This window comes from Streptomyces sporangiiformans (genome assembly GCF_005768555.2).
Lineage (GTDB): Bacteria > Actinomycetota > Actinomycetes > Streptomycetales > Streptomycetaceae > Streptomyces > Streptomyces sporangiiformans.
This window is the reverse complement of sequence record NZ_VCHX02000161.1, coordinates 13,256-38,795: the sequence shown is the minus strand read 5'-3', so window position 1 is coordinate 38,795 and position 25,540 is coordinate 13,256. Positions and strand designations below refer to the sequence as shown.

The following is a 25,540-nucleotide window of genomic DNA, read 5'->3' as shown; positions in this document are numbered from 1 at the left end:
TGCGGGATCTGAAGATCCACCCCGTCCAGCACCCGCTGCTCCCCATACGCCTTCACCAGCCCCACAGCACTGATCGCCGCAGCCGTTCCGGATGTCCGGGAATCACTGGCCTGGTAGGCCGACATGGCATTCCTCCTTGCAGAAATGGGTGTGTGCATCAGGTCGAATTACGGAGAAGGGACATCGTGGCGTCCGGCTGACGATGCGATCCGCTTCTCCTGAAGGTGCGCCGGGAAACCCTGCGCAGGCCGGCCGTGAGAATCTTGGCCGCCGCCAGGGACGTACTGCGGAATCCCATGTCGTGCACCAGGGAAATCTGCTGCGATACGCGCATGGCCCGGCTCATGAGAGCCTGCTCATCAGTGAGGCGGTTGCCCGGTGGCGACCGCACGGGCGCTCGCTGAACGACTGCCGGACGCGGTCCCGGATTTCGGGCGCCTGTTCCTGGCTGAGCTTGAACATGCCGTCCGCACTGGAGACGGTGAAGCGGAATCCGCCCACGCCCGGCAGGAGCCTGCGGAAGTACGACAGGGACTCGGTCATGTCCCAGCCGGTGCCGAATGAGGCCTCGAAGGCGCGCACGGTGGACGTCACCGCGTCCAGCGTCTCCTCGGGCGACTCGATCTTCTCGATCGTGCCGCGTGCGTGCACCGAGGTGAAGTTCCATGTCGGGGCGGCCGGCGTCAACTGGTAGACCGTCGGCGAGACATAGGCATGCGGTCCCGTGAAGGTCAGCAGCGCCACGTCGCCCGGCTTGAGGGCGTCCCAGTGCGGGTTCGCCCGGTTCATGTGACCGAGCAGGACGGCTCCCGACAGGTCGCCGGACCACTCGCCCGTCGCCTCCGGGTCGGGGATCACGGGCAGGTGCGTGGCGAACGGGCTCTCGGCCCAGCCGCCGTTGCTCACCAGAAGCGCCAGCGGGTTGTTGCGGATCACGTCGGCCATCCAGGAACCGTCCGGTTCTCGGTAGGGCGGGGGAACGAACATCGGGGACCGCTCCTTTCGGGGTACGGCTCGAGCTGCTGCTTGTGCTGTCTGCCGAGAAAGCTAGCCAGCCGTCTTTTCGACTCGTTATCGGTCGGACTTCGCTGTGGCCGAAAAGAGTTCGATAACGAAAAGGAAACCGGGCCCCATAACTTCGATGCACGAGTAGCCACTGCCCAGGGTCGAAGTCAGGAGAAAACATGTTCCATGTGAATTCTGAGGTCGGTGCGCTGAAGCAAGTCGTCCTGCACGAACCCGGTTTGGACCTCGAGCGGTTGACTCCCGGCAACAAGGACGAGCTGCTTTTCGACGACGTCGTGTGGGTGTCCAGGGCGCGCGAGGAGCACCAGGCCTTCCAACAGCTCCTGCGCGACCGGGGAGTCACGGTTCATCTCCTGCGCGATCTGCTCGCGGAGACGGTCAAGGGAGAGGAGGCGGTGGTCTTCGTACTCGACCGCATCCTGGACGACCGGCAGCCCCATCTGGGCGCCGCTCTCGGCCGGATCACCGAGCGGGTACTGACAGCGATGGGCCCGGACGAGCTGGCCACCCACCTGCTCGGCGGCCTGAACAAGCGCGAACTCGTCGAGGCGCTGGGGGAGCGTCCCCACGGCGGCCGTTCCCTCGGGCTCGACCTGCTGGCGGACGACGACTTCATCCTCCCCCCGCTGCCCAACTCCCTCTTCACCCGCGACACCAGCTGCTGGGTCTACGACGGTGTCTCGGTCAACCCGATGATGAAGGCCGGACGCAAGCGCGAGACCGTCAACTACGAGACGATCTACAACTTCCACCCGATGTTCGCGGAGAACGGCGGAGCGCACCGCTGGATCGACGGCGAGGCGATGGCGCCGGCCTCGATCGAGGGCGGCGACGTGGAGGTGATCGGCAACGGCACCGTCGTCGTCGGCCTCGGCGAGCGCACCACCCCCGCCGGCGTGGAGATCCTGGCCCGCTGCCTTTTCCAGGCCGGTTCCGCACGGCGCGTGATCGCCGTGGAACTGCCCAAGGCCCGTGCCCTGATGCACCTCGACACCGTGATGACCATGGTGGACAGGGACGCCTTCACCCTCTTCGCCGGCCTCGACCGTCGCGCGCTGAGGTCCTGGACGCTGACCCCGGGCACCGGCCAGGTCCCCGACGTCACCGAGAACAAGGACTTCTTCGCCGAGATCGGCGCGGCCCTCGGTCTGGACACGGTCCGCGTCCTGCAGACCGAGCAGGACTCGTACCGCTCCGAGCGCGAGCAGTGGAACGACGGCTGCAACCTCCTGGCCGTCGCTCCCGGCAGCGTCATCGCCTACGAGGTCAACGAGAACAGCAACCGGATGCTCGAGGAGAACGGCATCGAGGTGCTGCGGATCAGGGGCGACCAGCTCGGCCGGGGGCGCGGCGGCCCCCGCTGCATGAGCTGCCCCGTCGAGCGCGACGCCGCATGAGCCGCCTCATCGAGCGTGACGACCTGTCCATGAGCCGGCCCACGGTCGGCGGCCGGCGCGGAGGAGCGGTCGCACCAACGGCACGGCACAACCCCGAGCTACACCGACTGAGAGGAAGAGTTGCCTTGTTCCAGTCCACGGCCGTGCGTGAGGCCACACCCCGTCACTACCTGATGTGCCGTCCGACGTACTTCGACGTCACCTACGCGATCAACCCCTGGATGAACCCCGACAAGCCGGTGGACGCCGCTCTCGCGGCGGAGCAGTGGGACGAACTGCGCCGGCTGTACCTGGATCACGGACATACCGTCGATCTCATCGACCCCGTCGAGGGCCTGCCGGACATGGTCTTCGCCGCCAACGGGGCGACCGTCGTGGACGACCGCGTACTGGTCGCCCGGTTCCGCCACGCGGAGCGCGCCGCGGAGGCCCCGGCCTACCAGGAGTGGTTCACGTCCCGGGGCTACCCGGAGGTCCACTCGGCCGAGTACGTCAACGAGGCCGAGGGCGACTACATGGTGGTGGGCCGGACCATCCTGGCGGGCACCGGCTTCCGCACCGACCCCCGCGCCCACGCCGAGCTGGAGCGTGCCCTCGGCCGCCCGGTGATCACCCTCAACCTCGTCGACCCGCGCTTCTACCACCTGGACACGGCGCTCGCCGTGCTCTCCGACACCGAGGTCATGTACTACCCGGGGGCCTTCTCCCCGGAGAGCCTCGCCATCCTGCGCGAGCTCCACCCCGACGCGATCCTCGTCGACGAGGCGGACGCGGAGGCCTTCGGCCTCAACGCGGTCTCCGACGGTCTGAGGGTGTTCCTGCCCGACACCGCGACGGGACTGGCCCGGCAGCTGCGCGACCGCGGGTTCGAGCCCGTCGGCGTGGACCTGTCCGAACTGCTCAAGGCGGGCGGCAGCGTGAAGTGCTGCACGTTGGAGATCCGCCACCCGGCCGCGGTCTGACCCGGCACACCCGTCCCACCCGGCACCGCGGCGTCGCGGACGCCGAGTCCTGTCAAAGTCACAGCTCCGCAAGCGGGAGAGTAACCATGAGTGCTCGCGAGAACGACACCTACGACGTGGTCGGCATCGGATTCGGCCCGTCCAATCTGTCGCTGGCCATCTCTTTGGAAGAGCATCACGCCAACGTCCTGACCGACCCGATCACCGCCGCTTTCTTCGAGCGTCAGCCGTCGTTCGGCTGGCACCGCAACATGCTGCTGCCGTCGGCGACCATGCAGATCTCCTTCCTGAAGGACCTGGTCACCTTCCGCAACCCGGTGTCGCGGTTCGGCTTCGTGCCCTTCCTGCACGCCCAGGGCCGGCTCGCCCAGTTCGTCAACAGGAAGGAGTTCTTCCCGACCCGGCAGGAGTTCCACCAGTACCTGGAGTGGGCGGCGGCGGGCATGTCCAACGTCGTCTCCTACAACTCGGCCGTCACCGCGATACGCGGCCCGCGAGAACACGCCCACACCTCTGCCGACTCTCTGCGCCTGGAGATCCGCGACACCGCCGGCGGCGGCTCGCGGTGGGTCGGCGCCCGGAACGTCGTCATCTCCACAGGGCTCGAGCCGCGCATGCCGGACGGTGTGGTGCGGGACGAACGGGTCTGGCACAGCTCGGAGTTCCTCGACAAGTTCGGCAGGGCCGACCACGGGGAGCTGAAGAGCGTCGCGGTGGTCGGCGCCGGCCAGAGCGCGGCGGAGATCACCAAGTTCTTCTACGAGAAGCTCCCGCACGCCCAGGTACACGCGATCCTGCCGTCGTACGGGTACTCCGTCGCGGACGACACCCCCTTCGCCAACCAGGTGTTCGACGCCGACGCGGTCGACGACTACTACTTCGGCGACGAGCCGGTGCGGGACACCTTCTGGCGCTACCACCGCAACACCAACTACGGGGTGGTGGACGACGCCGACATCAGGCACCTCTACCAGATCGCCTACGACGAGGACCTGACCGGCGTCAAGCGGCTGCACTTCCGCAATCTGACGAAGGTTCAGTCCGTGGTGCGCGACGGGCGCGGGGCGCGGGTGCTGCTGAAGTCGCCGCACCACACCGCCGAGCCGCCGCTGCTCGACGTCGACGCGATCGTCTTCGCCACCGGCTACGACACCATGGACCCGACGCGTCTGCTCGGCGACCTCGACCGCTACTGCCTGCGCGACGAGTCGGGGCGCCACCGGGTGACACGTGACTACAGGCTCGTCACCACGCCGGAACTGACCTGCGGCATCTATCTCCAGGGAGGTACGGAGCACACGCACGGACTGACGTCGTCCCTGCTGTCGAACATCGCCGTGCGCAGCGGTGAGATCGCCGACTCCATCGTCCAGCGGCGCGCGGAACGCGACCTGGTGCCGGCCGCGGCCGGAGTCCTCTCGTCCCTCGAAGCCGTGGAAAAGCCGATCTGACTTCTGAGTCGACGTACTTGGCGCATATGACCGTAGGCCCTCGGGAATTTCCCTGAGGGCCTACGGTCATGCCCGGCGGGAAAAGGATAGTTGTAGGTTGAATTCTCGGACCGTTCTCGGGCGGTCCTCGTCCCGCGTTCTCGTCCCGCGTTCTCGTACCGCATTCTCGGGCCGCATTCTCAGGTCGTCCGTTCGATCGGAGGGTTTCCTCCATGGTGCGCATGCCTGCCGCCGCGTAAATTCATTACTCCCACTTGTGTGAGTGGGGCCCGGAGCGGGCCCCGGACGGAGGCGGCACGATGGAATCCATGGCTGGTGCGGTGATCGCGAGCTCGGTGATGCTGAGCGCGACGACGCTCGTCGCCACGGGGCTGCTCTGGGCTTCGGCGGGGACGCGGGAGCGGCGCACGGCCGCCGAGCGTTCCACGGTGCACCAGCAGGAGCTGCGCACCGAACTGACCGAGCTCAGCCGGCGGGTGGGAGCTCTGCAGCGGCTCCTGGAGGGCGTGGACTGACGCGTTCACGAGCCGGAACAAGCCGCTGGAAAGCGGAGGGAAAGCAGCCGGAAAGCAGCCGGAACTCGGGCGATATTCCGTCGATAAGACTGTTCCCTAGCCTCTACCTGTATGAAGACGTGATGCCGGAGCGGCTCACGGTGGAGTGAATATCCCAGGTGGAGGCGACGTACATGACCGGCGAAGAGAACCTCGAGGACTCCGGCCGCCCCGTGACCGACAGCGAGCGCAAGCTGGCCGCCCTGTGGGCCGACGTGCTCGGTGTTCCCATGGAGCGCATCCGACGCACCGACAATTTCTTCGAGATCGGCGGTACCTCGAGGGCCGCGGCGCGTCTGGTGATCGCGCTGGAGCGTCGCCTGACGATCGGCGAGTTCGCGCGGACCCCCTCCCTGACCCATCTGGCGGACCTGCTGGACCAGCGCGTCACGGTCTCCGGGGTCGCGGCTGTCGGTGGTTGAGATGCGTATCGCTGTGGGAGCGCCGTATGAGCGGGGGCCGAGGCCGTGCCTGGCCGGCTGCCCGCACCCGCGACGGGCCGGTTCGACGAATCCGCCCCTCGCACCGTGGAACCGGACGGGTGGCGCCGATCCGTCCAGGCCCTGGCCGAGGAAGTGATCCGCCATGCGTCTAGTCATCGCCGAAGGCTCCGCGATCCTGCGGGCAGGCCTGGCACACGTGCTCGGCGACCGAGGCCACCAGCTGGCCGCGGCCGTCCATGACGCCAGGGTGCTGCCCGCCCTGGTCGCCACGCACCGCCCGGACATCCTCGTCGCCAACGTACGGCTGGCGCCGAGCTGGAGCGACGAGGGGGTGGCGGCGGCACTCGACGCCCGCCGCCGGCATCCCGGCATCGGCGTCCTGCTGTTCTCCGCGACACCTGAACCGCAGCATGTCGCCCGTCTGTTCTCCGGGGACGGTGCCGGTCTCGGGTACCTCGTCCAGGACCGTATGACCGACGCCGACGAGCTGATGGACACGCTCACCCGGATCGCGGTGGGCGGCACGGTCGTCGATCCGCGCATGGTCGGAGCCCTGGCCGCCGGCACCGCGAACCGACGCGGTGACGCTCGCGCCGCTGGGCTCGACGCGCTCAGCGAACGGGAGTTGGAGGTTCTCTCGCTCATGGCGCAGGGCCGCACCAACGGCGCCATCGCCCAGCGGCTCATCGTCTCCCAGGGAACGGTGGAGAAGCGGGTGGCGGCGGTTTTCGACAAGCTGGACATCCCCGGCAGCCCCAGCGACAACCGTCGAGTGCTCGCCGTGCTGCGTTATCTGACAGATCAGCAGGCGTTGACGGCCCCTCTCAGCATCCGGGAGGAGCCGCGGCGACGGATTCTGAATCGCGTGGCCTGACGCTTATGTTGATCCCCCACAGGAGTGGGACCCGGGGCCCGGAGCTTTCCCCCTGGCGTCGGCACCACCTTGAGTAATATGGGGTGTCGGCTGCGGGCCGGGTGAGGCCGGCGGCCGAGGGGGATGGGGTATCGATTGCTCCGTGCGTGTGCCCGCGTATGGCGTCAATCCTCGAGGGACAGAGCGGAATCCAAAGCTCCTCGTGATGTCAGTTCAACCTGATCGACAATTCGAGCGCCGGAAGCTTCGTTCATGCCGGTGCTCGGGTGTTCTGCGCGCCCGTGATCTCGGTACTGAAGGGCCGGGGAATGTCCCATTGTTCAGAACCTGCACATGATCTTGACAATGTAACGACCCGGCTGCTTTCCTCGATTTCAACGGGAGTGCAAAAAGCAATAAATCGACCGCGTACCAAAACTGACCGAGACGGGGGTCATGTACGTGATCTTAGCCAATGGTGTCGATGGCGGAACGGATGGCGCAACGAGGGAGCCTCCACCGCCCCCACCGCGGATGGCGAGGATTATTCCGCAGCGTGGTGGCGCACGAAATGGCAACCCGAGGGCCGACCAGGTGCTGACCACGAGGGTGGGACTGCAGCTGCCGGACGTGCTCACCTTCGAGGAATGGGAGCGGGCAGGACGCCAATTGGCGGGCGTCCTGGATTCGTCCTCGTGGTGGCTGGGTGACTGGCTGACCTATGGAAAAGACCATTACTCCGACCGGTATCAGCAGGGCATACAGACCGCCGGCCTGCGCTACCAGACGCTGCGCAACTACGCATGGGTGGCCCGCCGGTTCGACGTGGGCAGGCGACGGGCACGACTGACCTTCCAGCACCACGCCGAAGTGGCCTCTCTGCCGGTCGCGGAGCAGGACGAATGGCTCAGCCGGGCCGAGGAACTGTCGTGGACGACGAAGCAGCTCCGCAGTGCCCTGCGGGAGGCCAGGGGCGGAGGAGGCGCGAAGTCCGAGAATGCTGCGGCCGTCCGCCAACTGGCGGTCCCGCGCGACCGGTTCGAGCGGTGGCTCAAGGCCGCCGAGTGCAGCGGAGCCGACGTGGACGCCTGGGTGCTCTCCACCCTCGACTCCGCCGCTGAGCTGGTCATCGAGAGCGCTGTCGAGAGCCCTGCCGAAGGCGTTGTCGAGGGTGCTGTCAGGGGCGCGGACGAGGGGACCGCCCTCGCCGAACCACTGGCCGCCGCGCCCGTGTTGGCGCGCGCCGAGCCCGACCGCGAAGCCATGCCCGCGCTTGGGTGACCCATGGGGTGGAATGGCGCCCGCGCGCCCCGACAGTAACGATCCGCCATGGTCAGCCAGTAACGCGTCCGCAGCCGGTTCATGCCACCGGCTCCTTGGGGCCGACTGTCCTGTCAACAGGACGGTCGGTCCTTTTTTACTTGGAAACCTCAATGCGAAACTCTGCTGCGAGGCTCCTCGTTGATTCTCTCCGTGGCCACGTGGATGTCCGGCTGGTTTTCGGCGGCCGTCACCGGCGATTCACCGACGCTTTCCTACGGCTGTCCGGCGGTTGTCCGGCGGTTGTCCCGCGATTTTCCGGTGGTTGGCCGACGGGGTCTCGAGGTCCGCGTTGTCCGGTTCACCGGATACGTGTATTTGGTGACGTGGATTTCAGGCCAATCGCTTATGGGGCAGGCCCGTTGCCTCGGCGATGACGTGGGCGGTGCGCAGGCCCTCGCGGAAGGGTGATCCGGACTGGGCGGGGCGGCAGCGGCCCAGGTCGAGGACGTACTCGGCCATGACCGCGCCCGCGTGGTCGGTGCTGAGCTCGGTGAGCGGGGCCTGACGGCCGTGGGAGGCGAGGACCGACTGGAACGCGCGGGCGTTCTCGAAGGCGCAGACCTTGTCGGCGGTGCCGTGGACCAGATGGATGGGGAGGGGCGGAGCGGTGGCGCAGACGTCCATGGGGGAGGGCAGGGCGAGAAGGGGTTCGGGCTGGTTGTAGCGGGCGGCGATACCGACGACGGCTGCGGGGCGCCAGCCTTCCGGGGGGTCCGCCTGCAGGGCGGTGGCCATGGCGGCGCGGCCGCCGAGGGACCAGCCGACGAGGACGATCTGGGCGGGGTCCCGCACGAAGTCCCAGGCGAAGCGGAGGGACGCCGCGAGGTGGGGGCGGCCGCCGTCGGGGGCGTCGGGACGCCAGTCCGGGACGAGGACGGTGGCGCCGAGGCGGGCGACGGCCGCGGCGAGGCCGCCGAGGACATCGCGCTCGGCGGGACCACGGCCGTGCCAGAGGAGCACGGTGGGGGCGTCGGAGGCGGCCGCACGGTGAATGTCGAGGAGTTGGCCGTCGGACGTGTAGCGGACGGTGTCCAGTATTGCGGTGCTCATCGGTGTCCCCTTGTCCCCTGTCTCCATGTCCCCTGTTGTCCGCCGTCGCCGGGCCGCTGCCGTCGGTCGGCAGTCCGCCGCGGTCCGCTGTTGTCAGCGGCCCGCGATGCGGTCGGCCACACGTGCCAGGCGCGACGACTCGGCGGAGTGCGTCGTGCGTTCGCGGTGGTCGGCGGCTCGATACGTGGCGTACATGCCCTGTACCCCGATCCAGCGCAACGGCTCAGGTTCCCATCTGCGGACTTTGTGGTTGACCCAGGGGAGGGTGGTCAGCTCGGTCGCGCCCGACTGGCCGGAGTCCTGCTGGATCAGGTCGCGGAGGGTGCGGGCGGCGAGGTTCGTGGTGGCGACGCCGGAGCCGACGTAGCCGCCCGCCCAGCCGAGGCCGGTCGAGCGGTCGAGGGTGACGGTGGCGCACCAGTCGCGCGGGACGCCGAGGACGCCGGACCAGGCGTGGGTCACCTCGACGCCGGCGAGTTGCGGGAAGCAGCGCAGCAGGGTCGAGCGCAGCGCCTCGATCGTCGACGGCTGCGTACGGCCGTCGTTGTCGGTGCGGGAGCCGAAGCGGTACGGGACGCCGCGGCCGCCCAGGGCGATGCGGTCGTCGGCGGTGCGCTGGGCGTACATGTAGGCGTGGGCCATGTCGCCGAGGGTTTCCCGGCCTTCCCAGCCGATGGTGTCCCACTGCTCGGGCGTGAGCGGGGCGGTGGCGATCATCGACGAGTTCATGGGGAGCCAGGTGCGCTTGTGGCCCTTCAAGGAGGCGGTGAAACCCTCGGTGCAGCGCAGGATGTAGGGCGCCCGGACCGTCCCGTACGGCGTGACCGCGTGCTTCGGTCTGATCTCGGTGACGGGGGTCGACTCGTGGAGGGTGACGCCGAGTGCCTCGACGGCGGCGGCGAGTCCGCGCAGCAGTTTGACCGGGTGGAGGCGGGCGCCGTGCGGCGTCCAGGTGGAGCCGACGGCGTCGGCCACGCGGACGCGTTCGGCGGTCTCGCGGGCGCCGTACAGCTCGCGATCCTTCTCGCCGTACGAGAGCTCCGTCGCGTGGAAGTCCTTCAGGCGGGCCAACTGGGCGGGTGTGTAGGCGACTTCGAGTACGCCGCCCTGGTGGATGTCCGCCTCGATGTGCTCTTCCGCGGCGGCCCTGATCACCTCGGTGACCGTCTCGTTCATGGCCTGCTGGAGGCGTACGGCGGCGTCGTGGCCGTGCACGCGTGCGTAGCGGTCGCGGCCCGCGATGCCGTTGTAGAGCCAGCCGCCGTTGCGTCCGGAGGCGCCGTAGCCGCAGAACTTCTGCTCCAGGACGGTGATGCGCAGGAAGGGGACGGCCTTCTTGAGGTAGTACGCGGTCCACAGGCCGGTGTAGCCCCCGCCGACGATGACGACATCGGCGCTCGCGTTCCCGGGGAGGGGCTCGCGGGGTGTGGGGGCGACCTGTTGCGCGTGCCAGAGCGATATGCCGCCGTTGACGGTGCGGGACGCGTCGGTGGTGCTCCCCGCGCTGCCCGCACTGCCCGCGCTTTCCGTGCTGCTCATGCGCGGGACGTTAGCCGTTGCGGGCCCTGGGTGTCTCCACCGATCCCGTGCTTGGTCGTGTGAACCGCTTCACGGCCGTGAGTAAGGTCGTATGGGTGATCGATATCCCGGACGAGCTGGTGGCCTCGCAGCACGAATTCAACGGCGAGGCGGGGCTGGCGTTCGTCGCCGCGCTGCCCGAGCGGGTCGACCGGTTCCTGGAGCGCTGGGCACTTCGGGTGAACGGGCCCTCGATGCACGGGAATTGCGCGCTGGTGCTGCCGGTGGTGCGTGCCGACGGGGGCGAGGCCGTGCTCAAGCTCCAGTACCTGGACGAGGAGAACGTGGGCGAGCCCGTCGCGTTGCGCGTATGGGGCGGCGACGGGGCCGTACGGCTGCTCGACAGCGACGACGCCACCGGCACGCTGCTGCTCGAACGGCTCGACGCGGCACGGATGCTGACGTACCTGCCGGACTCGCGGGAGGCGGTGCTCGTGATCGCGCGGCTGCTGGCGCGGCTGACGGCGGTGCCGGCGCCGGCGGGAACGCGGCGGCTCGGGGACATCGCGGCGGGGATGCTGGAGCAGGTGCCCTCGGCGCTGCGACGGGTCGCCGACACGGCGGACCGGCGGCTTCTGGCGGACTGCGCGGCGGCGCTCCGCGAGGTCGCCGACGAGCCCGGCGGGCAATTGCTGCACTGGGACCTCCACTTCGACAACGTCCTCGGCTCCGGCCGTGAGCCGTGGCTCGCCATCGATCCCAAACCTCTCGCGGGAGACCCGGGTTTCGAGCTGTTCCCCGCGCTGCACAACCGCTTCGAGGCGGACGAGATCCTCTGGCGTTTCGATGCCATGACGGACGTTCTGGGGCTCGACCGGGCGCGGGCGCGGGCCTGGACGCTGGGGCGTGTGCTGCAGAACGCGCTGTGGGAGATCGAGTCCGGACGACCGCCCGCGGCGGACCACTTGGAGATCGGGCGGCGGGTTCGGGATTCCGGGTAACCGGTGGTTGCTGACCAGTGGCTGGCAACTGGTAATTGGTTTGGCTCCCCGGATCTCACATGAGTAGCGTCGCTGTCCGTGACCCCGACCTTGCGGACCGCGCGGCTGCTCCTGGACCCGTACACACCCGAAGACGAAGAGAGCTTCGTCGCTCTCTTCCAGGACACGAGGGTGTCCCGATGGATGGGTGACGGGCCTTCCACCGAGGCGGAGGACCGGGCTCTGTTCGGGCGGATCTTCACGAAGGTCTACGCCCAGGACCTCTTCAAGGTGTGGGCCGTGCGTCGGGACGGACGTCTGATCGGGCATGCCGAGATCAAAGCGACCGAGACCGTCGGAGGCCACGAGATCGTCTACGCCCTGGCCCCCGCGGAGTGGGGAACCGGCCTGGGGACCGAACTGGCCGAGAAAATCGTCGCCTACGGGTTCGACACACTCGGGCTGACCGAGGTGCACGCCACGGTGGCTTCGAGCAACCAGGCTTCACTGACTCTGCTGCGCAGGATCGGCTTCGAGCATGTCCGGGACATCGCGGAGGACGACGGCAGCGTCACGCGCGTACTGACGCGCGGCTTGGGAGCCTTCGGCCCCGGCTGAACTTTTCAGCCGAGGCCGGCATCAATCGCCCCGTCTGGGGGCGCAGCCCCCAGGGATGGGACGGGTAGGGGCGGCGGGGGCGAGAACCCCACCCCTGACTCAGGGCTCCAGGACCACCTTGCCGATGGTGCCGCGGGTTTCCAGGGCACGGTGGGCGGCCGCGGCCTCGCGAAGCGGGAAGCGCTGGACGGCCGGCACGAGCCGCCCCGCCGCGGCCTCGCCCAGCGCGCGAAGCTCCAGCGTACGTACGGGATTCGCCCCGCCCGCCTTCCCCATCATCACCGGCCCGAGCACCTGCTCCGACACCCCCTCGACAAGCAGCGGAGCGCCGCCGCGCAGGCCCTCGCCCGACCAGCCGAACACGAGATGCCGGCCGCCCGGGCCGAGGAGACCGACGGCGGTCCGGGCGACCTCGCCCCCCACGCCGTCGAAGACGACCGTGGCGCTCCGCCCGCCAAGGAACCGCTTGACGCGATCCGGCCAGCTCGGGTCCTTGTAGTCGACGGCGAGATCGGCTCCGTTCCTCTCGACGCGGGCCGCCTTCTCCGGGCCGCCCGCGAGACCGATCACGGTGGCGCCGGCGTGGCGCGCGTACTGCACGAGGAGGGTGCCGATGCCGCCCGCGGCCGCCGGGATCACGGCCACGGAGTCCTGGCCGAGCTCGGTGAACTGGAGGATCCCCATCGTCGTACGCCCCGTGCCGATCATCGCGACGGCCTGCGCGAAGTCCAGGTTCTCGGGGACCTCGTGGAGCCGGTCCACGTCCGTGACGGCGAGCTCGGCGTACCCGCCCGGGTGGAAGCCCAGATGCGCTACGACCCGCTTGCCGCGCCAGACTTCGGCGACCCCCTCGCCGACGGACTCGACGATGCCGGCGACCTCACGGCCCGGGACGGTGGGGAGGACGGGCGGCTCGGGGAGCGGGCCCTGGATTCCCTCCCGGAGCGCGGTGTCGAGGAGGTGGACGCCGGCCGCGGCTACGGAGATACGGACCTGGCCGGGGCCCGGTTCGGGGTCCGTGACCCGCTCGTACGTGAGGTTCTCGGCCGGGCCGAAGGCGTGCAGTCGGATCGCGTGCATGGGAGGCTCCTCGATCGGCCGTTGCTGTAAGTGCGCCGTGGTGGAGTCAGCCTCATACCTCAAGCATGCTTGAGGTCAAGTCCGGCCCTGCCTCGGATGTCGAACGCGAGGGACACGGCCTCCAGAGCGCTGTTGAAGGACACCTCGGAGAGCACGCCGGGCGCCGCGACCTGGTCGCCCGCGAGGTAGACGCCACCGCCGCGGTTGACGGCCGGCCGGTCGCGCCAGCTGGTTCCGGGGAGGTCCACGGCGCCCGTGCGGCCGACCGCGAGCGCCTCGCGGCGCCAGGTCACGCGGTCGCGCCAGCCCGCGAAGGCGAGGTCGAGAAGTTCCTCGGCGCGGGCGATGCCGACGGCCCGCGACGCGTCGGGTGCGATCGGGATCTGCCCCTGGATGAGCTGCTCGCCGGCCGGCGCGAGCGTACGGTCCTGGGCGGTGAACCGCTCGATCCAGCCCGCCGTGTCCAGGTCGGACACGGCGAACGCGTCGCCCCGACGGGTGCGTACGGCCAGATCGATCAGGACCGTACGGCCGCTCGTCCAGGTCAGCGAGTCGTCGCGGAGGAGGCGGCGGGCGGCGTCGAGCGAGGTGGCGACGATGATGGGGCCGTCCTTGGTCTCGGGGAGGGTGTCGACGCGGGAGAGGGTCTCCATGCGCACGCCCAGGTTCCAGGCGCGGGCCGCCATCCGGTCGATGACCGAGGCCCAGCCGCCGCGCGGGTAGGCCGCCTCCGGCGGCAGCTTGGTGGCGCGCCGCAGCCGCTCCTGCACGAAGGCCGCCGAGAGCGCGCCCGGGTCGTGGTGGAAGAGGGCGACGGCGGAGTAGTACGCCGCCGCGTTCGCCCCCTCTTCTCCTGCGAGCCCGGTGGCCCAGGTCCTGAAGTCGGTGTCCACGGGCGCCTGTTCGGGCGTACGGCGCAGGAGTTTGAGCATCGCGAACGGCGGCGTGCGGCGCAGCGCGCCCTTGTGGCGCAGGCGTATCCGGGCCGCTTCCAGGGGCGGGATCGGGGCGAGTTCGCCGATCAGGTCGCGCTGCCTGAGCCAGGTCCAGTGCGGGCCTCCCTTGTAGAGGGCGTGCGGACCTTCGTTCGTCTTGTACGGGCCCTCCGCGGTGCGGGCACGGCCGCCGAGGGTGTGGTGGGCTTCGTACACGGTGACCTTGGCGCCCGCCTCGGCGGCGGTGATGGCCGCGGTGAGTCCGGCGAAGCCGCCGCCGACGACGGTGATGCGGTGCATGGCTGGGGGTCTCCCTCTGCTCCGGTGGCTTGCTTTGTATGTACGACATGTGGACGGCCCCGGAATGTGACACCCAGGGCCGATGAGTGGCGTTGTTGCTGGTCAGGGGGTTGGTCAGGAGGACTGCCAGGAGGGATTGTCAGTGGCGGGAGGCACTATGGGGCCATGGTGCGAAAAGGAGCGGCCGATGCGGGGCGGACGGCGCGGGCCCAGGCTGTGAAGAGGGCGCGGCGGCCCGAGGTGCGGCTGCCGCCGCTGGTGGCGTTCGAGGGCGGTGAGCTGGAGCCGGACGGGGATTACGACGGGCTGGAGTTCCGTGAGGCGGACTTCGTGGGGCAGGACGGCGGGGGCGCCCGGTTCATGGACTGCGCGCTGACGGGGTGCGCGCTGGACGAGACGCGGCTGCATCGTGCGCGGCTGCTGGACTCCGTCCTCACGGGCATGCGGGGTGTCGGCACCGACCTGGGCGAGGCGACCCTGCGTGACGTGGAGATGGTGGACGCGCGGCTGGGTGGCGTGCAGTTGCACGGCTCCGCACTGGAGCGGGTGGTGATCCGCGGCGGAAAGATCGACTACCTGAACCTGCGCAAGGCCAGGCTCAAGGACGTCGTCTTCGAGGGATGCGTCCTGGTCGAACCGGACTTCGGGGGTGCGCGGCTGGAGCGCGTGGAGTTCGTGGACTGTGTGCTGAAGGGGGCGGACTTCAGCGCGGTGACCCTGGTGGATGTGGACCTGAGAGCGGCGGCGGAGGTGGACATCGCCCGGGGAGTGGACCGGCTGGCGGGCGCGGTGATCAGCCCGGCTCAACTGCTGGACTTGGCACCGGTGTTGGCGGCGGCGATGGGGGTGAGGGTGGAGGCGTTCGAGTAGGGGACCCGGTGAGCGCGGGCCGGCGTCGATCAGCCCGTCTGGGGGCACCTCCCAGCGGTAGCTGGGGGAGTTTGCGGACGAGGCCGTCAGGCCGATACGGGGTCTGAGGGGGGGAGCCCCAGAGGGTGGCGCCGCCTCAGGGCACCCTGGGGAAGCGGGCCTCCAGCGTCCAGATCACCGGGTTCTCGCGGAGCGCCTCGTGCAGATCGACGAGGTCGGCGATCACGTCGTGCAGGAAGTCCCGGGCCTCCCGGCGCAGTTCGGCATGGGCGAAGGTCAGCGGCGGCTCGGCCGGCGGCAGCCACTCCGCCTCGATGTCGACCCAGCCGAAGCGGCGCTCGAAGAGCATGCGGTCGGTGGACTCGGTGAAGTCCAGCTCGGCGCGCTGGGGGCGGGCGGCGCGGCTGCCGAGCGGGTCCTGGTCGAGCCGCTCGACGATGTCGCACAGCGCCCACGCGAAGTCGAGCACCGGCACCCATCCCCAGGCTGTGGACAGCTCGCGGTCCGCCTTCGTGTCGGCGAGATACACGTCCCCGCAGAACAGGTCGTGCCGCAGCGCGTGCACGTCCGCCCGGCGGTAGTCGGTCTGCGGGGGGTCCGGGAAGCGCAAGGAGAGGGCGTAGCCGATGTCGAGCACGTAGGTGATGGTGTCATGGGGCCTCATAGGATCGTAGCCATGTCCCGGTCCGCACCCCTTGTCCCGCTCCTCCTCCTTCTCGCCCTCGCCCTCACCGCGTGCGGCGGCGGTGCGCGGACGACCGGAGCAGAAGGTGCGGACGACCCGTACTTCCCCAAGTCGGGCAACGGTGGATACGACGTCACGCACTACGACCTCACCCTGGCCTACGACCCCGCCGCGCGTCGTCTGACGGGAAAGGCGGAGATCGAGGCGCGCACCGAGCAGGACCTCAGCGCGTTCCACCTCGACCTGGCGGGACTGAAGGTCGAATCCGTGGACGTGGACGGCCGCTCCGCCGGTTTCAGCCGTGACGGCCAGGAGCTGACCGTCCGGCCGCGCGATGTCCTCGACGAGGACAGGTCCTTCCGCACGACCGTCCGCTATTCCGGTGTCCCGGAGACGATCACCGATCCGGACGGTTCGCGGGAGGGCTGGCTGAGGACGGCGGACGGCGCCCTCGCCCTCGGCGAGCCCACCGGCTCGATGGCCTGGTTCCCCGGCAACCACCACCCGAGCGACAAAGCCGCGTACGACATCACGGTCAGCGTGCCCGAGGGCCTGAAGGCGGTGTCCAACGGCGAGTTGCGGCGCGAGGAGACGAAGCGGGGACGTACCACCTTCGCCTGGCACATGGCGGACCCGATGGCGACGTACGCGGCGACGGTCGCGATCGGCGACTACGACACGCGGCGCTCCAGGACCGCGGACGGTCTCCCGGTGTACGTGGCCGTCGACCCCGACCAGTCCAGGGCGAGCGCCAAGGTTCTCGGCCGTATCCCCGAGGTGATGGAGTGGGCGGAGCTGAACTTCGGCCCGTACCCCTTCTCCTCGACCGGGGCGATCGTCGACCGCGTGCACGACTCGGGCTACGCCCTGGAGACCCAGACGCGCCCCGTCTTCCCCGGCGCTCCCGACACCGAACTCCTCGTCCACGAACTGGCGCACCAGTGGTACGGCAACTCCGTCACCCCCAAGACCTGGCGCGACATGTGGCTCAGCGAGGGTTTCGCGACGTACGCGGAGTGGCTCTGGCGGGAGGACCGCGGCGGCGACACGGCCCAGGACACCTTCGACGCGCTCTACGAGGGCGACTACTACGAGACCGCGTCGGACAACGAGGCGGTGTGGGCCTTCCCGCCCGCCGAGCCCCCGGACGCCGCGAGCATCTCCGACACCCCTGTCTACGACCGCGGCGCCATGGTCATCCACAAGATCCGCGAGACCGTCGGCGACGACACCTTCTACGACATCGTCCAGGGCTGGGCGACCGCCCACCGCCACGGCAACGCGGACACCGACGACTTCACGACGTACGTGGAGAAGGCGGCGCCGGACAAGGACTTCAGCGGGATCTGGGACGACTGGCTGTACGGGGACGGCAGGCCGAGCAGCCCCTGAGGGACAGTCACGAGCTGTCCGCGGCTGCTTGCCGGACCAGCCGGACCAGCCGGATATGGCTGTGCCCATTTCTTCCTTCGCACCTGACCGGCGAAATCACCGCACCGCTCCGATAACATGATCGGCTCACGACGAGCGCCCTCATCGGTCGTCCTTCACCAGAAAACCATGCTATTGAGCGCGAAAAGTGACCTATTTAACTAAAATCTAACAAAACGGCCAAAACAATTGATACCTATAGCATCGCGAATATTTTCGCGAATAAACTGCAGAACTGCTGTCGCCGCGTGGCGTCAACCGCGGGCGATACTGTGGGCCACGGCGGGTGTGGTGGCCCTCGGATTCCTCATTGCACTGGAGATCGCCGCGCGTCGCTACGACCTGCCGGGGCCGATCACCAACCAGGTGCGAGAGGTGATATTTCCCCCGCAATCAGGTTTCCTGCTGTACGCCAGCATGGCGTTGATGATGGTGGTGCTCACCTGGCGGCAGCGGTTCATCGCGGCGGGTGCGGCGATCGGCATCGATGTCGCCTTCTTGCTGGTGCGGTGGGCGGTCGACGCCAAGACGACCGAAGGCCACCCCTTCGGCAACGGCGCGTTGTGGGTGATCCTGGGCTACGCGGTCATCGCTGTCACGCGCCGCACAGGCCCGGAACGTGTCCTGCTGCTGAAGGGCGTCGGGCTGGGCCTGCTGCTGGTGGCCGGCCGTAAGACCGGCGATACCTGGCTGCTCATCACGGCCAAGACCCACCCGGCGGTGCTCGACGAGTACGTGGCAACCGCCGATCACGCGCTGGGCGACCCGTCCTGGCTGGTGGGCCGGATCGTCACGGCCGCCGGCCCGGTCGGCGCCCATGTTCTCGACTTCGTCTACGTACAACTCGCGGTGGCCGCGGTCATCGTCGCGCTGTACCAGATGCGTGACGTGGCGGCCGAGCGCCGCTTCCCGGGCCATCATCTGGTGCGCACCTTTCTGGTCATAGGCCTCCTCGGGCCGGGCATCTACATGCTCTTCCCGGTGGTCGGACCGATCTTCACCTACGGCACCGGTGCCTTCGGCACCGGCGGCGAGCACTGGGCGGTGGCCAACCTGTGGCCGGACACGCCGCCTCCGCTCAATACCCCGCAGCCGTTCACGTACGACGAGATCACCCCTCGCAACTGCATGCCCAGCCTGCACACGGCGTGGGCTACCGCGATCTTCATTCATTCCCGCAAGGGCCCACGGATTCTGCGATTCGCGGGCGCGTTCTGGCTGGTCGCCACGCTCGGCGCGACGCTGGGATTCGGCTACCACTACGGCGTGGATCTCATCGCCGGCGTGGTGTTCGCGCTCACGATCGAGGAAGGGCTGCGCTCGCACGCACGTGGCTGGGACCGGTCAGCAATCCAGCGGGTCGCCTACGGCGCAACGGTCTTCGCCGCGCTCTTGGTGTCATATCGCTATCTGCCGAGGGAGATGGCCGAACATCCGTGGGTGTTCGGACCACTTCTTGTCCTGGCGATGGCCTCAGTGATCCACAGCTATGTGCGGACCACCAAGCTCTGGGATCCGAAGGCCGCACCGGCGCAGCAACCGGAACCGCAACCCGAACTGGTTTGAGCCATGTTGAGGCTAGGTCTGAGGTCGGTGTGCGGGAGGCAGGAGGCATCGGATGATTGATGTTGTGACATCTCATCGTTTCGATGTGGACGAGTTCCTTCAGCAGCCGCTCACGGCGCGGATTGCGACGAACGGCCCGACCGTGCGTCCTGTCTGGTTCCTCTGGGAGGCCGGAGCGTTCTGGGTCCTGACAGGGCCGTGGGCCCGGTTGTCCGGCCGTGTGAGAGAGGATCCGAGCGTCGCGCTTGTGGTGGACGAATGCGATCTCGCGACGGGGCGTGTTCGTCAGGTGATCGCCCGGGGGCGTGCCGAACTCGTGCCGTTCGACGTGGCCAGGGGGCGGCGCAAGCTGGTCCGCTATCTAGGGGCAGACGAGTCCCTGTGGGACGCGCGCTTCGTGCACTATCTGCACGATGATCCGGGTGAACGAGGCACGATGTGGCTGCGTTTGGTGCCGACTTCGCTGACGGCACAGGATCTGAGCTATTCCGTGGCTTCGTGATGGGGCAGTCGTCGAGGTCAGAAGCTGACGCGCACCGTCACGTCGATACGACTCCCGCCCTCGGTCACGACGCCGCGGATAAACCGGTTTCCGGCGGGAGTGACGGTGTGTCAGGGTCGCCCGATGGATCAATCCCGACGTGAGCTGATGCGCTGGCAGTTCGAGCTGACCTGGTCGCTGTTCGAGTACCACCTGGAACGGCTGGAGTCCGAGGACTTCCTGTGGGAACCGGTGCCGCTCTGCTGGACGGTTCGTCAGGACGCCGACGGGACCTGGGTGCCGGACTGGGCGGAGACCGAGCCCGAGCCCGTCCCGGTCCCCACGATCGGCTGGGTGAGCTGGCACATCGGCTGGTGGTGGAGTGTGACCATCGACCACGCGCGGGGACGAACGCCTCGGGAGCGGACCGAGATCACCTGGCCGGGCGACGGACGTGCGGCCGTCGAGTGGCTGCGCGGCCTGCGCGGCGACTGGCTGGCGGTCCTGGACGGCCTCACCGATGCCGACCTGGAGGCCGCGGCCCCGTTCCCCTGGCAGAACGACCCCGAGCACACCGTCGCCCACATGGTCGGCTGGGTGAACGCGGAACTGATGAAGAACGCCGCCGAGATCGGCCAACTCCGCCTCCTGCGGGTCGCGTCCACGGGATGAACTCAGGTCCGGGTGCGCGGCGTGGGGCGGGGGCGGGGGGTGAGAGTGTCGGCCTCTGGTCGGGCAGAAGGGATGCCCGGCCGGGGCGGTGAAGACCGCCTCGAACGGAGGGAGCCTCCGGCCGGGCGGCCGGAGGCTCCATCGGGAAGTCCGTGAAGAAGGTGGAGCTCAGACGTTGACGCCGAAGTCCTGCGCGATGCCCACCAGGCCGGACGCGTAGCCCTGGCCCACGGCGCGGAACTTCCACTCCGCGCCGTTGCGGTACAGCTCGCCGAAGACCATGGCCGTTTCGGTGGCGGCGTCCTCCGACAGGTCGTAGCGCGCGATCTCCGCGCCGCCGGCCTGGTTCACGATGCGGATGTAGGCGTTGCGGACCTGGCCGAAGTTCTGGGAGCGGTTCTCGGCGTCGTAGATGGAGACCGGGAAGACGATCTTGTCGACGTCGGCGGGGAGGCCGGCCAGGTTGACGTTGATCGCCTCGTCGTCGCCCGCGCCCTCGCCCGTGCGGTTGTCGCCGGTGTGGACGATGGTCTGGTCGGGGGTCTGCTTGTTGTTGAAGAAGACGAAGTGGCCGTCCGAGTAGACCTTGCCCTGCGTGTTGACCGCGATGGCCGAGGCATCCAGGTCGAAGTCGGTACCCGTGGTGGTCCGGACGTCCCAGCCGAGGCCCACGGTGACGGCGGTCAGGCCCGGAGCCTCCTTGGTGAGCGAGACGTTGCCACCCTTGGACAGGCTTACAGCCATTGTTGGGAGTCCTTCCCTCGTTGACGTACATACGACGGTGCGGTGCGTTGGGCTTCGTACTGGGACGAAGCTACCGTCACCCGTACCAACGCCGAGGGGGGTCCCTCGGGTTCCGTTGGTCTTTACTTTCTTTACCTGAGCACGCGAAAACGGGGTGACGTGGACCGGACAGGCGCGCGACCATGGAGCCATGTCCGGTCCCTACGTCATCCGCGGCTCCGTCTCACTGCCCGAGGCCGAGCTCATGTGGCGTTTCTCGCGCTCCTCGGGGCCCGGCGGACAGCACGTCAACACCAGTGACTCGCAGGTCGAGCTCCGGTTCGACCTGGCGAAAACGGAGGCACTGCCTCCGGTCTGGCGGGCCAGGGCCCTCGAGCGGCTCGCCACGAAGCTCGTCGACGGTGTCGTCGTCGTCCGCGCCTCCGAGCACCGCTCCCAGTGGCGCAACCGCGAGACCGCGGCCGTACGGCTTGCCGCGCTGCTCGCCGAGGCCACCGCCCCGCCGCCCAAACCGCGCCGGCCCACCCGCATCCCCCGCGGCATCAACGAACGTCGCCTGCGGCAGAAGAAACAGCGCGGCGACACCAAGCGCGGGCGCTCCGGCCGGGACTGGGGATAGGGCTCCCACGGTCACCAGCCGGCAAGACCTGTTCGCCGGTCACCCCAACTGCCGGTACCTGCCCCGGAAATACGCCAGCGGTCCGCCCTCCGCACTCGGCACCGCCGCCGTCAGCACCCGCGCGATGACCAGCGTGTGATCGCCGGCGGTCACACGCTGCTCGGTGCGGCACTCCAGGGTCGCCAGCGCGCCGCCCACCAGTGGTGCCCCGGAGACCTCTCCCCGTACGTACGGGATGTCGTCGAACAGGAGGCGGTCGGAGATGCGGCCCTTCATGGCGAAGCGGCCCGCGATGTGACGTTGGCTCTCGGACAGGACGGAGACCGCCCACACCGGCTGCTCGGCGAGCAGGTCGTCCATGCGGGAGCCCTCGCGCAGGCCGACCAGGACCAGGGGCGGATCCAGGGACACGGACATGAAGGAGGTCGCCGTCATGCCCACGTTCTCGCCGCCCGGACCCTCGGGGTCCAGCGGGGGTTCGTACGCGGTCACCAGCACCACGCCCGCGGCCAGTCTGGACATGGCGGCGCGGAACTCGTCGTCACTCACCCCATCAGGATGCCTGTCGGGGGAGGGAGTCAGGGGCACGGGTGGGGCAGGGGGAGTCGTCGGCACGGGAAAACGCTAGTCTCCTCGCCTCGGCCGGCGCATCGGACCAGCGCCCGAGCCAGGTCCTAGGACCCGCGTAGGACCCACGGAAAACCCATGGAGGACCCATAGGACCCACGTCGCATGGAGGGGTGCAAGTGATCTTTTTCACTGTGCGGGAGAGACCGTCACTGTGCAGACACGACCACACATACTCCATATATATGCGCTCAGTAAACGCACTGTGAAAACACGGAAACTCTCCACAGTTGCCCACGCTGAGCTGTGACTTGAGTCACAGGAGCCATATTTTGTTGACCCTGTGTACCGAGTGGGCAGCGCGCTGTGATTCAGTGGCGGGAACGCTGCAATCGATAGGCGATCAGCGGACGGTCAGTAGTCGACCAGTATGCGATCAGTAGGCGATCAGTACAGACGAGTGCAGACGAATCAACACGACGAGCCTGGATAACTCTGGAGTTGCTGTCGAGGTCTCGGGGAGAGCGAGCATGGAGACCGAGTCGGAGCCGTACGTCCGTCTTGCGACCCTGCGGCAGCTGCATCAGGTCATGGCGGACATGAACACGGCGCGCAGCCTCGCCGACACCCTGCAGACGGTCGCCGACGGAGTCGTGACGGGCCTGGGCTACGAACTGGCCTGCGTCAATCTCGTACGCCCCGACGGGGATCTCGTCGTCGCCGCCCTCGCGGGCAACTCCGCGGCCGAGGCGCTCATCACCGGACGCGTCGGCTCCCGCGCCTCCTGGGAACGCCGGCTGACCATGGGCGAGGCATGGGGCGACCTGCGCTTCATACCCCACACCGAGGGCTGGGTCCTCGACGAGGACGACGTCCCGCAGTGGTACACCGACGGCCCCGCGCCGCGCTTCGAGGACGAGTGGCACCCCTCCGACCGTCTCTTCGCGCCCATGTACACGCCGGGCGTGTCCGGCGGCTCGTGCGGCGAACTGATCGGCGTCCTCTCCGTCGACCGGCCGCGCAACGGCCGGCGCCCGGGCGCGTGGGGGCGCGAGGCGCTGCAGATGTACGCCTTCCAGGCGGCCATCGCGATCAGCAACGCCCGGCTGCGCGCGAACATGCAGCGCGCGCTCGTACGCCTGGAGAGGGAACAGCAGGCCCTGCGCGCCAGCGAGGAGAGCTTCCGCCAGGCCTTCGAGTACGCCCCGTCCGGCATGGCCATCGCCGAGATGGGCGGCGACCAGCACGGGCGGATCCTGCGGACGAACGACGCGCTGTGCCGGCTCCTCGGCCGCCCCGCCTCCGCGATGCGCCGCTACTCGTTCTCCGACCTGGTCCACCCCGAGGACATCGGCACACTGCTGCGTACGTCCGCCGAGGGCGGGCGCGCCGAGCTCAGGCTCGGGCGCCGGGACGGGACGTACCTCTGGGTGTCGCTGCGCAACAGCGTGGTCGCGGACGCCACCGACGGGCCGCGCTTCCTGCTCACCCACGTCGAGGACATCGAGGAGCGCAAGCGCCGCGAGCTCCAGCTCGCCCACCGCGCCTCGCACGACTCGCTCACCGGGCTGCCGAACTCCGCCGAGCTGCGCTCCCGGCTCTCCGCCCGCCTGTGCAGCCGCCCGCAGGCCGTGGCGCCGAGCGCGGTGGACACGCTGGACGCGGCCTACGGCGGGTACGGCGAGAACAAGGAGCACCGGGGGCAGAGCGGACCGCCCGCGTTCGGCGCGAACGGGAACGCCTTCGACTTCCCGCCGGCCCCCGAAGCCTTCGGCGCGTACGACCACCATGTGCACACCGTCGCGCCGGACGGCGACACGGACGACGGGACCAAGGGGCTCGCGGTCCTCTTCTGCGACCTGGACGGCTTCAAGTCGATCAACGACCGCTTCGGGCACAACGCGGGCGACGCGGTGCTGATCGAGGTGGCGCGACGGCTGAGCAGCGGCGTACGCGACGGGGACACGGTCGCGCGGCTCGGCGGCGACGAGTTCGTGGTGCTCGCCGACGGGCTCGGCCGGGCCGACGCGCAGGACCTCGCGGTGCGGCTGCGCAACGAGATCATCCAGCCGATACGGGTCGACGGCCGCGGGATGCGGGTCGGCGCGAGCTTCGGCATCGGATGGGCACATTGCGGCATGACCGCGGACGAAGTGTTGAAGTCAGCTGACGAACGGATGTACGTCGAGAAACGGTCTCGTCCCAAAACTCACCGGCGCGCGGGCTGAACCGCAGGTCAGCGGCACAGTGGGACGAAGAGCACACGTTTGGCCCAGTCCGAGCGGGTAGGCTCGCACTTCTACTCACGTACGCATCTGAACCGCACCTGTTGAGGAGTACCTAGGGATGACGCCCGGCAACAACGGCGCGAGCACGCCCGAGGACGACGACCCGTTCGGCTATCTGTACGCCGACGGACGGGACGCCGGAGCCACGCCGCCCAGCGGGGGCGGCGGCTATGGCTACCCCGGCTCGGTCAACCGGGTGCGGGCGGTCGGCGAGCGCCAGTACGGCCAGCAGGGTCAACAGAGCCAGCAGGCCCAGACCGCGCAGTACGCGCAGGCTCCGTACGGCCAGCAGCAGGCGCCGCAGCAGCAGGGCTCGCAGGGCGGGCCCAACGCTCACTACCAGGCGCCCGAGACGTTCCCCGGTGGCGCGCCCACCACGCGCCAGTCGCTGCACGGCGGCGGTGGCGGCCGTCGTGGCCCCAACACCAAGGGCCTCCTGATCGGCGCGATCTCCGTCGTCGCCGTGGTCGTCATCGGCATCGGCGCGGCCATGATCGGCAGCGACGACGGCGACAAGGGCACCGACGACGCGGGCTCCGCGCCGTCGGCCGCCCAGACCGTCGAGCCGAGCGAGACGGCGAAGAAGCCGGCCGAGGAAGAAGAGGTCGACCTGCCCACGATCGACGCGAAGGCGCTGAAGCTGGACGGCGGCGCGACGACGGCGTCGGACGTCAAGGGCGCCAAGTCGACGGGCGGTACCTATGTGGCGGGCCTCAACGCGCCCGGGGCCCAGGTCACCTGGACCGTCAACGGCATCCCGAAGGACGGCGTCTACACCCTCTTCGCCGGATACAGCGCCGCCGGCGAGGACGGCGAGATGACGCTCACCGTCAACGGCAAGCCGTTCGGCAGCAAGCTGAACCTCGGCAACTTCGCAGGCGCCCCCCAGGGTGACTTCGAGAAGGGCTGGACGCAGACCTACGCCTGGCCCAGCCTCAACAAGGGCACGAACACGATCTCGGTCTCCTGCCAGGACGGCGACAAGTGCGATGTGCTGCTCGACCAGCTGTGGTTGAAGGAAGGCAAGGTCAAGAACTAGGGCCTGACCGCCCACAGCGCACAGCCCACGGCCCACGGCCCACGGCCCCGCGCCCCTGAAGGGCGCTCGTCGGGCTGTGCTGGGCGCT

General features: G+C 69.1%; 25 protein-coding genes. 17 read left to right on the top strand and 8 right to left on the bottom strand.

The features are described 5' to 3' along the window. Window positions 1-342: 342 nt before the first annotated feature. Window positions 343-987 carry an FMN-binding negative transcriptional regulator gene (locus FGD71_RS26565; RefSeq protein WP_119103044.1) on the bottom strand — a complete coding sequence of 215 codons (645 nt, stop codon included), beginning with the start codon at window positions 985-987 and terminating at the stop codon, window positions 343-345. 197 nt (window positions 988-1,184) lie between these two features. On the opposite strand from FGD71_RS26565, the gene FGD71_RS26560 reads away from it, so the two are divergent. From FGD71_RS26560 to FGD71_RS26530, 7 genes are all read left to right on the top strand, one after another. After that, complete coding sequence (locus tag FGD71_RS26560) at window positions 1,185-2,423, top strand: arginine deiminase (protein WP_119103043.1); 1,239 nt, start codon at window positions 1,185-1,187, stop codon at window positions 2,421-2,423. 143 nt (window positions 2,424-2,566) lie between these two features. Further along, the gene (gene ddaH / locus FGD71_RS26555) at window positions 2,567-3,385 is read left to right on the top strand and encodes a dimethylargininase (protein WP_119103052.1); all 819 of its coding nucleotides are present in this window, start codon (window positions 2,567-2,569) and stop codon (window positions 3,383-3,385) included. 86 nt (window positions 3,386-3,471) lie between these two features. Next, complete coding sequence (locus FGD71_RS26550) at window positions 3,472-4,836, top strand: lysine N(6)-hydroxylase/L-ornithine N(5)-oxygenase family protein (protein WP_119103042.1); 1,365 nt, start codon at window positions 3,472-3,474, stop codon at window positions 4,834-4,836. Window positions 4,837-5,135: 299 nt separating this feature from the next. After that, window positions 5,136-5,351, top strand: coding sequence for a hypothetical protein (locus tag FGD71_RS26545; RefSeq protein WP_119103041.1), 216 nt, complete (start codon window positions 5,136-5,138; stop codon window positions 5,349-5,351). Between the two features lie 173 nt (window positions 5,352-5,524). Beyond that, window positions 5,525-5,812, top strand: coding sequence for a phosphopantetheine-binding protein (locus FGD71_RS26540; RefSeq protein WP_119103051.1), 288 nt, complete (start codon window positions 5,525-5,527; stop codon window positions 5,810-5,812). Between the two features lie 163 nt (window positions 5,813-5,975). Next, window positions 5,976-6,707, top strand: coding sequence for a response regulator transcription factor (locus FGD71_RS26535; RefSeq protein WP_119103040.1), 732 nt, complete (start codon window positions 5,976-5,978; stop codon window positions 6,705-6,707). Between the two features lie 573 nt (window positions 6,708-7,280). Further along, window positions 7,281-7,967 (top strand): LmbU family transcriptional regulator, encoded by a 687-nt coding sequence (locus FGD71_RS26530; protein ID WP_205571144.1) that lies wholly within the window; start codon window positions 7,281-7,283, stop codon window positions 7,965-7,967. Between the two features lie 372 nt (window positions 7,968-8,339). Here the strand turns inward: FGD71_RS26530 and FGD71_RS26525 are convergent, their stop codons facing one another. Continuing rightward, the gene (locus FGD71_RS26525) at window positions 8,340-9,059 is read right to left on the bottom strand and encodes an alpha/beta hydrolase (RefSeq protein WP_119103039.1); all 720 of its coding nucleotides are present in this window, start codon (window positions 9,057-9,059) and stop codon (window positions 8,340-8,342) included. Window positions 9,060-9,152: 93 nt separating this feature from the next. After that, window positions 9,153-10,598 (bottom strand): NAD(P)/FAD-dependent oxidoreductase, encoded by a 1,446-nt coding sequence (locus FGD71_RS26520; protein WP_119103038.1) that lies wholly within the window; start codon window positions 10,596-10,598, stop codon window positions 9,153-9,155. Window positions 10,599-10,693: 95 nt separating this feature from the next. Here FGD71_RS26520 and FGD71_RS26515 point away from each other — a divergent pair, with 95 nt between their 5' ends. Together FGD71_RS26515 and FGD71_RS26510 are read left to right on the top strand one after the other, a co-directional pair. Then, a complete protein-coding gene (locus FGD71_RS26515) occupies window positions 10,694-11,578 on the top strand; it encodes an aminoglycoside phosphotransferase family protein (RefSeq protein WP_119103050.1) in 885 nt (294 codons plus the stop codon). Between the two features lie 78 nt (window positions 11,579-11,656). Beyond that, window positions 11,657-12,175 carry a GNAT family N-acetyltransferase gene (locus tag FGD71_RS26510; protein ID WP_119103037.1) on the top strand — a complete coding sequence of 173 codons (519 nt, stop codon included), beginning with the start codon at window positions 11,657-11,659 and terminating at the stop codon, window positions 12,173-12,175. A 99-nt stretch (window positions 12,176-12,274) separates the two neighbouring features. Here FGD71_RS26510 and FGD71_RS26505 read toward each other — a convergent pair whose 3' ends face one another. Both FGD71_RS26505 and FGD71_RS26500 read right to left on the bottom strand, forming a co-directional pair. Beyond that, window positions 12,275-13,255 carry a zinc-binding dehydrogenase gene (locus tag FGD71_RS26505; RefSeq protein ID WP_119103036.1) on the bottom strand — a complete coding sequence of 327 codons (981 nt, stop codon included), beginning with the start codon at window positions 13,253-13,255 and terminating at the stop codon, window positions 12,275-12,277. Window positions 13,256-13,314: 59 nt separating this feature from the next. Next, window positions 13,315-14,490, bottom strand: coding sequence for an NAD(P)-binding protein (locus tag FGD71_RS26500; RefSeq protein WP_119103035.1), 1,176 nt, complete (start codon window positions 14,488-14,490; stop codon window positions 13,315-13,317). Between the two features lie 165 nt (window positions 14,491-14,655). Here FGD71_RS26500 and FGD71_RS26495 point away from each other — a divergent pair, with 165 nt between their 5' ends. Then, window positions 14,656-15,360 (top strand): pentapeptide repeat-containing protein, encoded by a 705-nt coding sequence (locus FGD71_RS26495; RefSeq protein WP_119103034.1) that lies wholly within the window; start codon window positions 14,656-14,658, stop codon window positions 15,358-15,360. 136 nt (window positions 15,361-15,496) lie between these two features. On the opposite strand, the gene FGD71_RS26490 is transcribed toward FGD71_RS26495, so the two are convergent. After that, window positions 15,497-15,997, bottom strand: a complete 501-nt coding sequence (locus tag FGD71_RS26490; protein WP_119103049.1) for a hypothetical protein — start codon at window positions 15,995-15,997, stop codon at window positions 15,497-15,499. 39 nt (window positions 15,998-16,036) lie between these two features. Between FGD71_RS26490 and FGD71_RS26485 the strand changes: the two genes are divergently transcribed. From FGD71_RS26485 to FGD71_RS26470, 4 genes are all read left to right on the top strand, one after another. Then, entirely contained in the window at window positions 16,037-17,437 is a 1,401-nt protein-coding gene (locus FGD71_RS26485; RefSeq protein ID WP_119103033.1) for a M1 family metallopeptidase, read from the top strand. A gap of 249 nt (window positions 17,438-17,686) precedes the next feature. Then, window positions 17,687-19,042, top strand: a complete 1,356-nt coding sequence (locus FGD71_RS26480; RefSeq protein WP_119103048.1) for a phosphatase PAP2 family protein — start codon at window positions 17,687-17,689, stop codon at window positions 19,040-19,042. 52 nt (window positions 19,043-19,094) lie between these two features. Then, window positions 19,095-19,544, top strand: coding sequence for a pyridoxamine 5'-phosphate oxidase family protein (locus FGD71_RS26475; RefSeq protein ID WP_119103032.1), 450 nt, complete (start codon window positions 19,095-19,097; stop codon window positions 19,542-19,544). A 123-nt stretch (window positions 19,545-19,667) separates the two neighbouring features. Continuing rightward, the gene (locus tag FGD71_RS26470) at window positions 19,668-20,195 is read left to right on the top strand and encodes a DinB family protein (protein ID WP_119103031.1); all 528 of its coding nucleotides are present in this window, start codon (window positions 19,668-19,670) and stop codon (window positions 20,193-20,195) included. Window positions 20,196-20,363: 168 nt separating this feature from the next. On the opposite strand, the gene FGD71_RS26465 is transcribed toward FGD71_RS26470, so the two are convergent. Further along, entirely contained in the window at window positions 20,364-20,939 is a 576-nt protein-coding gene (locus FGD71_RS26465) for a TerD family protein (protein WP_119103030.1), read from the bottom strand. 190 nt (window positions 20,940-21,129) lie between these two features. Here FGD71_RS26465 and arfB point away from each other — a divergent pair, with 190 nt between their 5' ends. Further along, a complete protein-coding gene (gene arfB, locus FGD71_RS26460) occupies window positions 21,130-21,558 on the top strand; it encodes an alternative ribosome rescue aminoacyl-tRNA hydrolase ArfB (protein ID WP_119103029.1) in 429 nt (142 codons plus the stop codon). 39 nt (window positions 21,559-21,597) lie between these two features. Here the strand turns inward: arfB and FGD71_RS26455 are convergent, their stop codons facing one another. Continuing rightward, window positions 21,598-22,173, bottom strand: coding sequence for a flavin reductase family protein (locus FGD71_RS26455; RefSeq protein ID WP_240436781.1), 576 nt, complete (start codon window positions 22,171-22,173; stop codon window positions 21,598-21,600). Between the two features lie 482 nt (window positions 22,174-22,655). On the opposite strand from FGD71_RS26455, the gene cdgB reads away from it, so the two are divergent. Beyond that, window positions 22,656-24,353 (top strand): diguanylate cyclase CdgB, encoded by a 1,698-nt coding sequence (gene cdgB / locus FGD71_RS26450; protein ID WP_119103028.1) that lies wholly within the window; start codon window positions 22,656-22,658, stop codon window positions 24,351-24,353. A 118-nt stretch (window positions 24,354-24,471) separates the two neighbouring features. Next, the gene (locus FGD71_RS26445; RefSeq protein ID WP_119103027.1) at window positions 24,472-25,452 is read left to right on the top strand and encodes a carbohydrate-binding protein; all 981 of its coding nucleotides are present in this window, start codon (window positions 24,472-24,474) and stop codon (window positions 25,450-25,452) included. The last annotated feature ends 88 nt before the right edge of the window (window positions 25,453-25,540 follow it).

Coding starts and splice junctions, on each gene's coding strand:
- FGD71_RS26485 (WP_119103033.1), top strand. CDS start 16,037: ATGTCCCGGTCCGCACCCCTTGTCCCGCTCCTCCTCCTTCTCGCCCTC.
- FGD71_RS26465 (WP_119103030.1), bottom strand. CDS start 20,939: ATGGCTGTAAGCCTGTCCAAGGGTGGCAACGTCTCGCTCACCAAGGAG.
- FGD71_RS26500 (WP_119103035.1), bottom strand. CDS start 14,490: ATGCACCGCATCACCGTCGTCGGCGGCGGCTTCGCCGGACTCACCGCG.
- FGD71_RS26525 (WP_119103039.1), bottom strand. CDS start 9,059: ATGAGCACCGCAATACTGGACACCGTCCGCTACACGTCCGACGGCCAA.
- FGD71_RS26535 (WP_119103040.1), top strand. CDS start 5,976: ATGCGTCTAGTCATCGCCGAAGGCTCCGCGATCCTGCGGGCAGGCCTG.
- FGD71_RS26520 (WP_119103038.1), bottom strand. CDS start 10,598: ATGAGCAGCACGGAAAGCGCGGGCAGTGCGGGCAGCGCGGGGAGCACC.
- FGD71_RS26475 (WP_119103032.1), top strand. CDS start 19,095: ATGATTGATGTTGTGACATCTCATCGTTTCGATGTGGACGAGTTCCTT.
- cdgB (WP_119103028.1), top strand. CDS start 22,656: ATGGAGACCGAGTCGGAGCCGTACGTCCGTCTTGCGACCCTGCGGCAG.
- FGD71_RS26445 (WP_119103027.1), top strand. CDS start 24,472: ATGACGCCCGGCAACAACGGCGCGAGCACGCCCGAGGACGACGACCCG.
- FGD71_RS26540 (WP_119103051.1), top strand. CDS start 5,525: ATGACCGGCGAAGAGAACCTCGAGGACTCCGGCCGCCCCGTGACCGAC.
- FGD71_RS26470 (WP_119103031.1), top strand. CDS start 19,668: ATGGATCAATCCCGACGTGAGCTGATGCGCTGGCAGTTCGAGCTGACC.
- FGD71_RS26505 (WP_119103036.1), bottom strand. CDS start 13,255: ATGCACGCGATCCGACTGCACGCCTTCGGCCCGGCCGAGAACCTCACG.
- arfB (WP_119103029.1), top strand. CDS start 21,130: ATGTCCGGTCCCTACGTCATCCGCGGCTCCGTCTCACTGCCCGAGGCC.
- FGD71_RS26545 (WP_119103041.1), top strand. CDS start 5,136: ATGGAATCCATGGCTGGTGCGGTGATCGCGAGCTCGGTGATGCTGAGC.
- FGD71_RS26495 (WP_119103034.1), top strand. CDS start 14,656: ATGGTGCGAAAAGGAGCGGCCGATGCGGGGCGGACGGCGCGGGCCCAG.
- FGD71_RS26560 (WP_119103043.1), top strand. CDS start 1,185: ATGTTCCATGTGAATTCTGAGGTCGGTGCGCTGAAGCAAGTCGTCCTG.
- FGD71_RS26565 (WP_119103044.1), bottom strand. CDS start 987: ATGTTCGTTCCCCCGCCCTACCGAGAACCGGACGGTTCCTGGATGGCC.
- FGD71_RS26550 (WP_119103042.1), top strand. CDS start 3,472: ATGAGTGCTCGCGAGAACGACACCTACGACGTGGTCGGCATCGGATTC.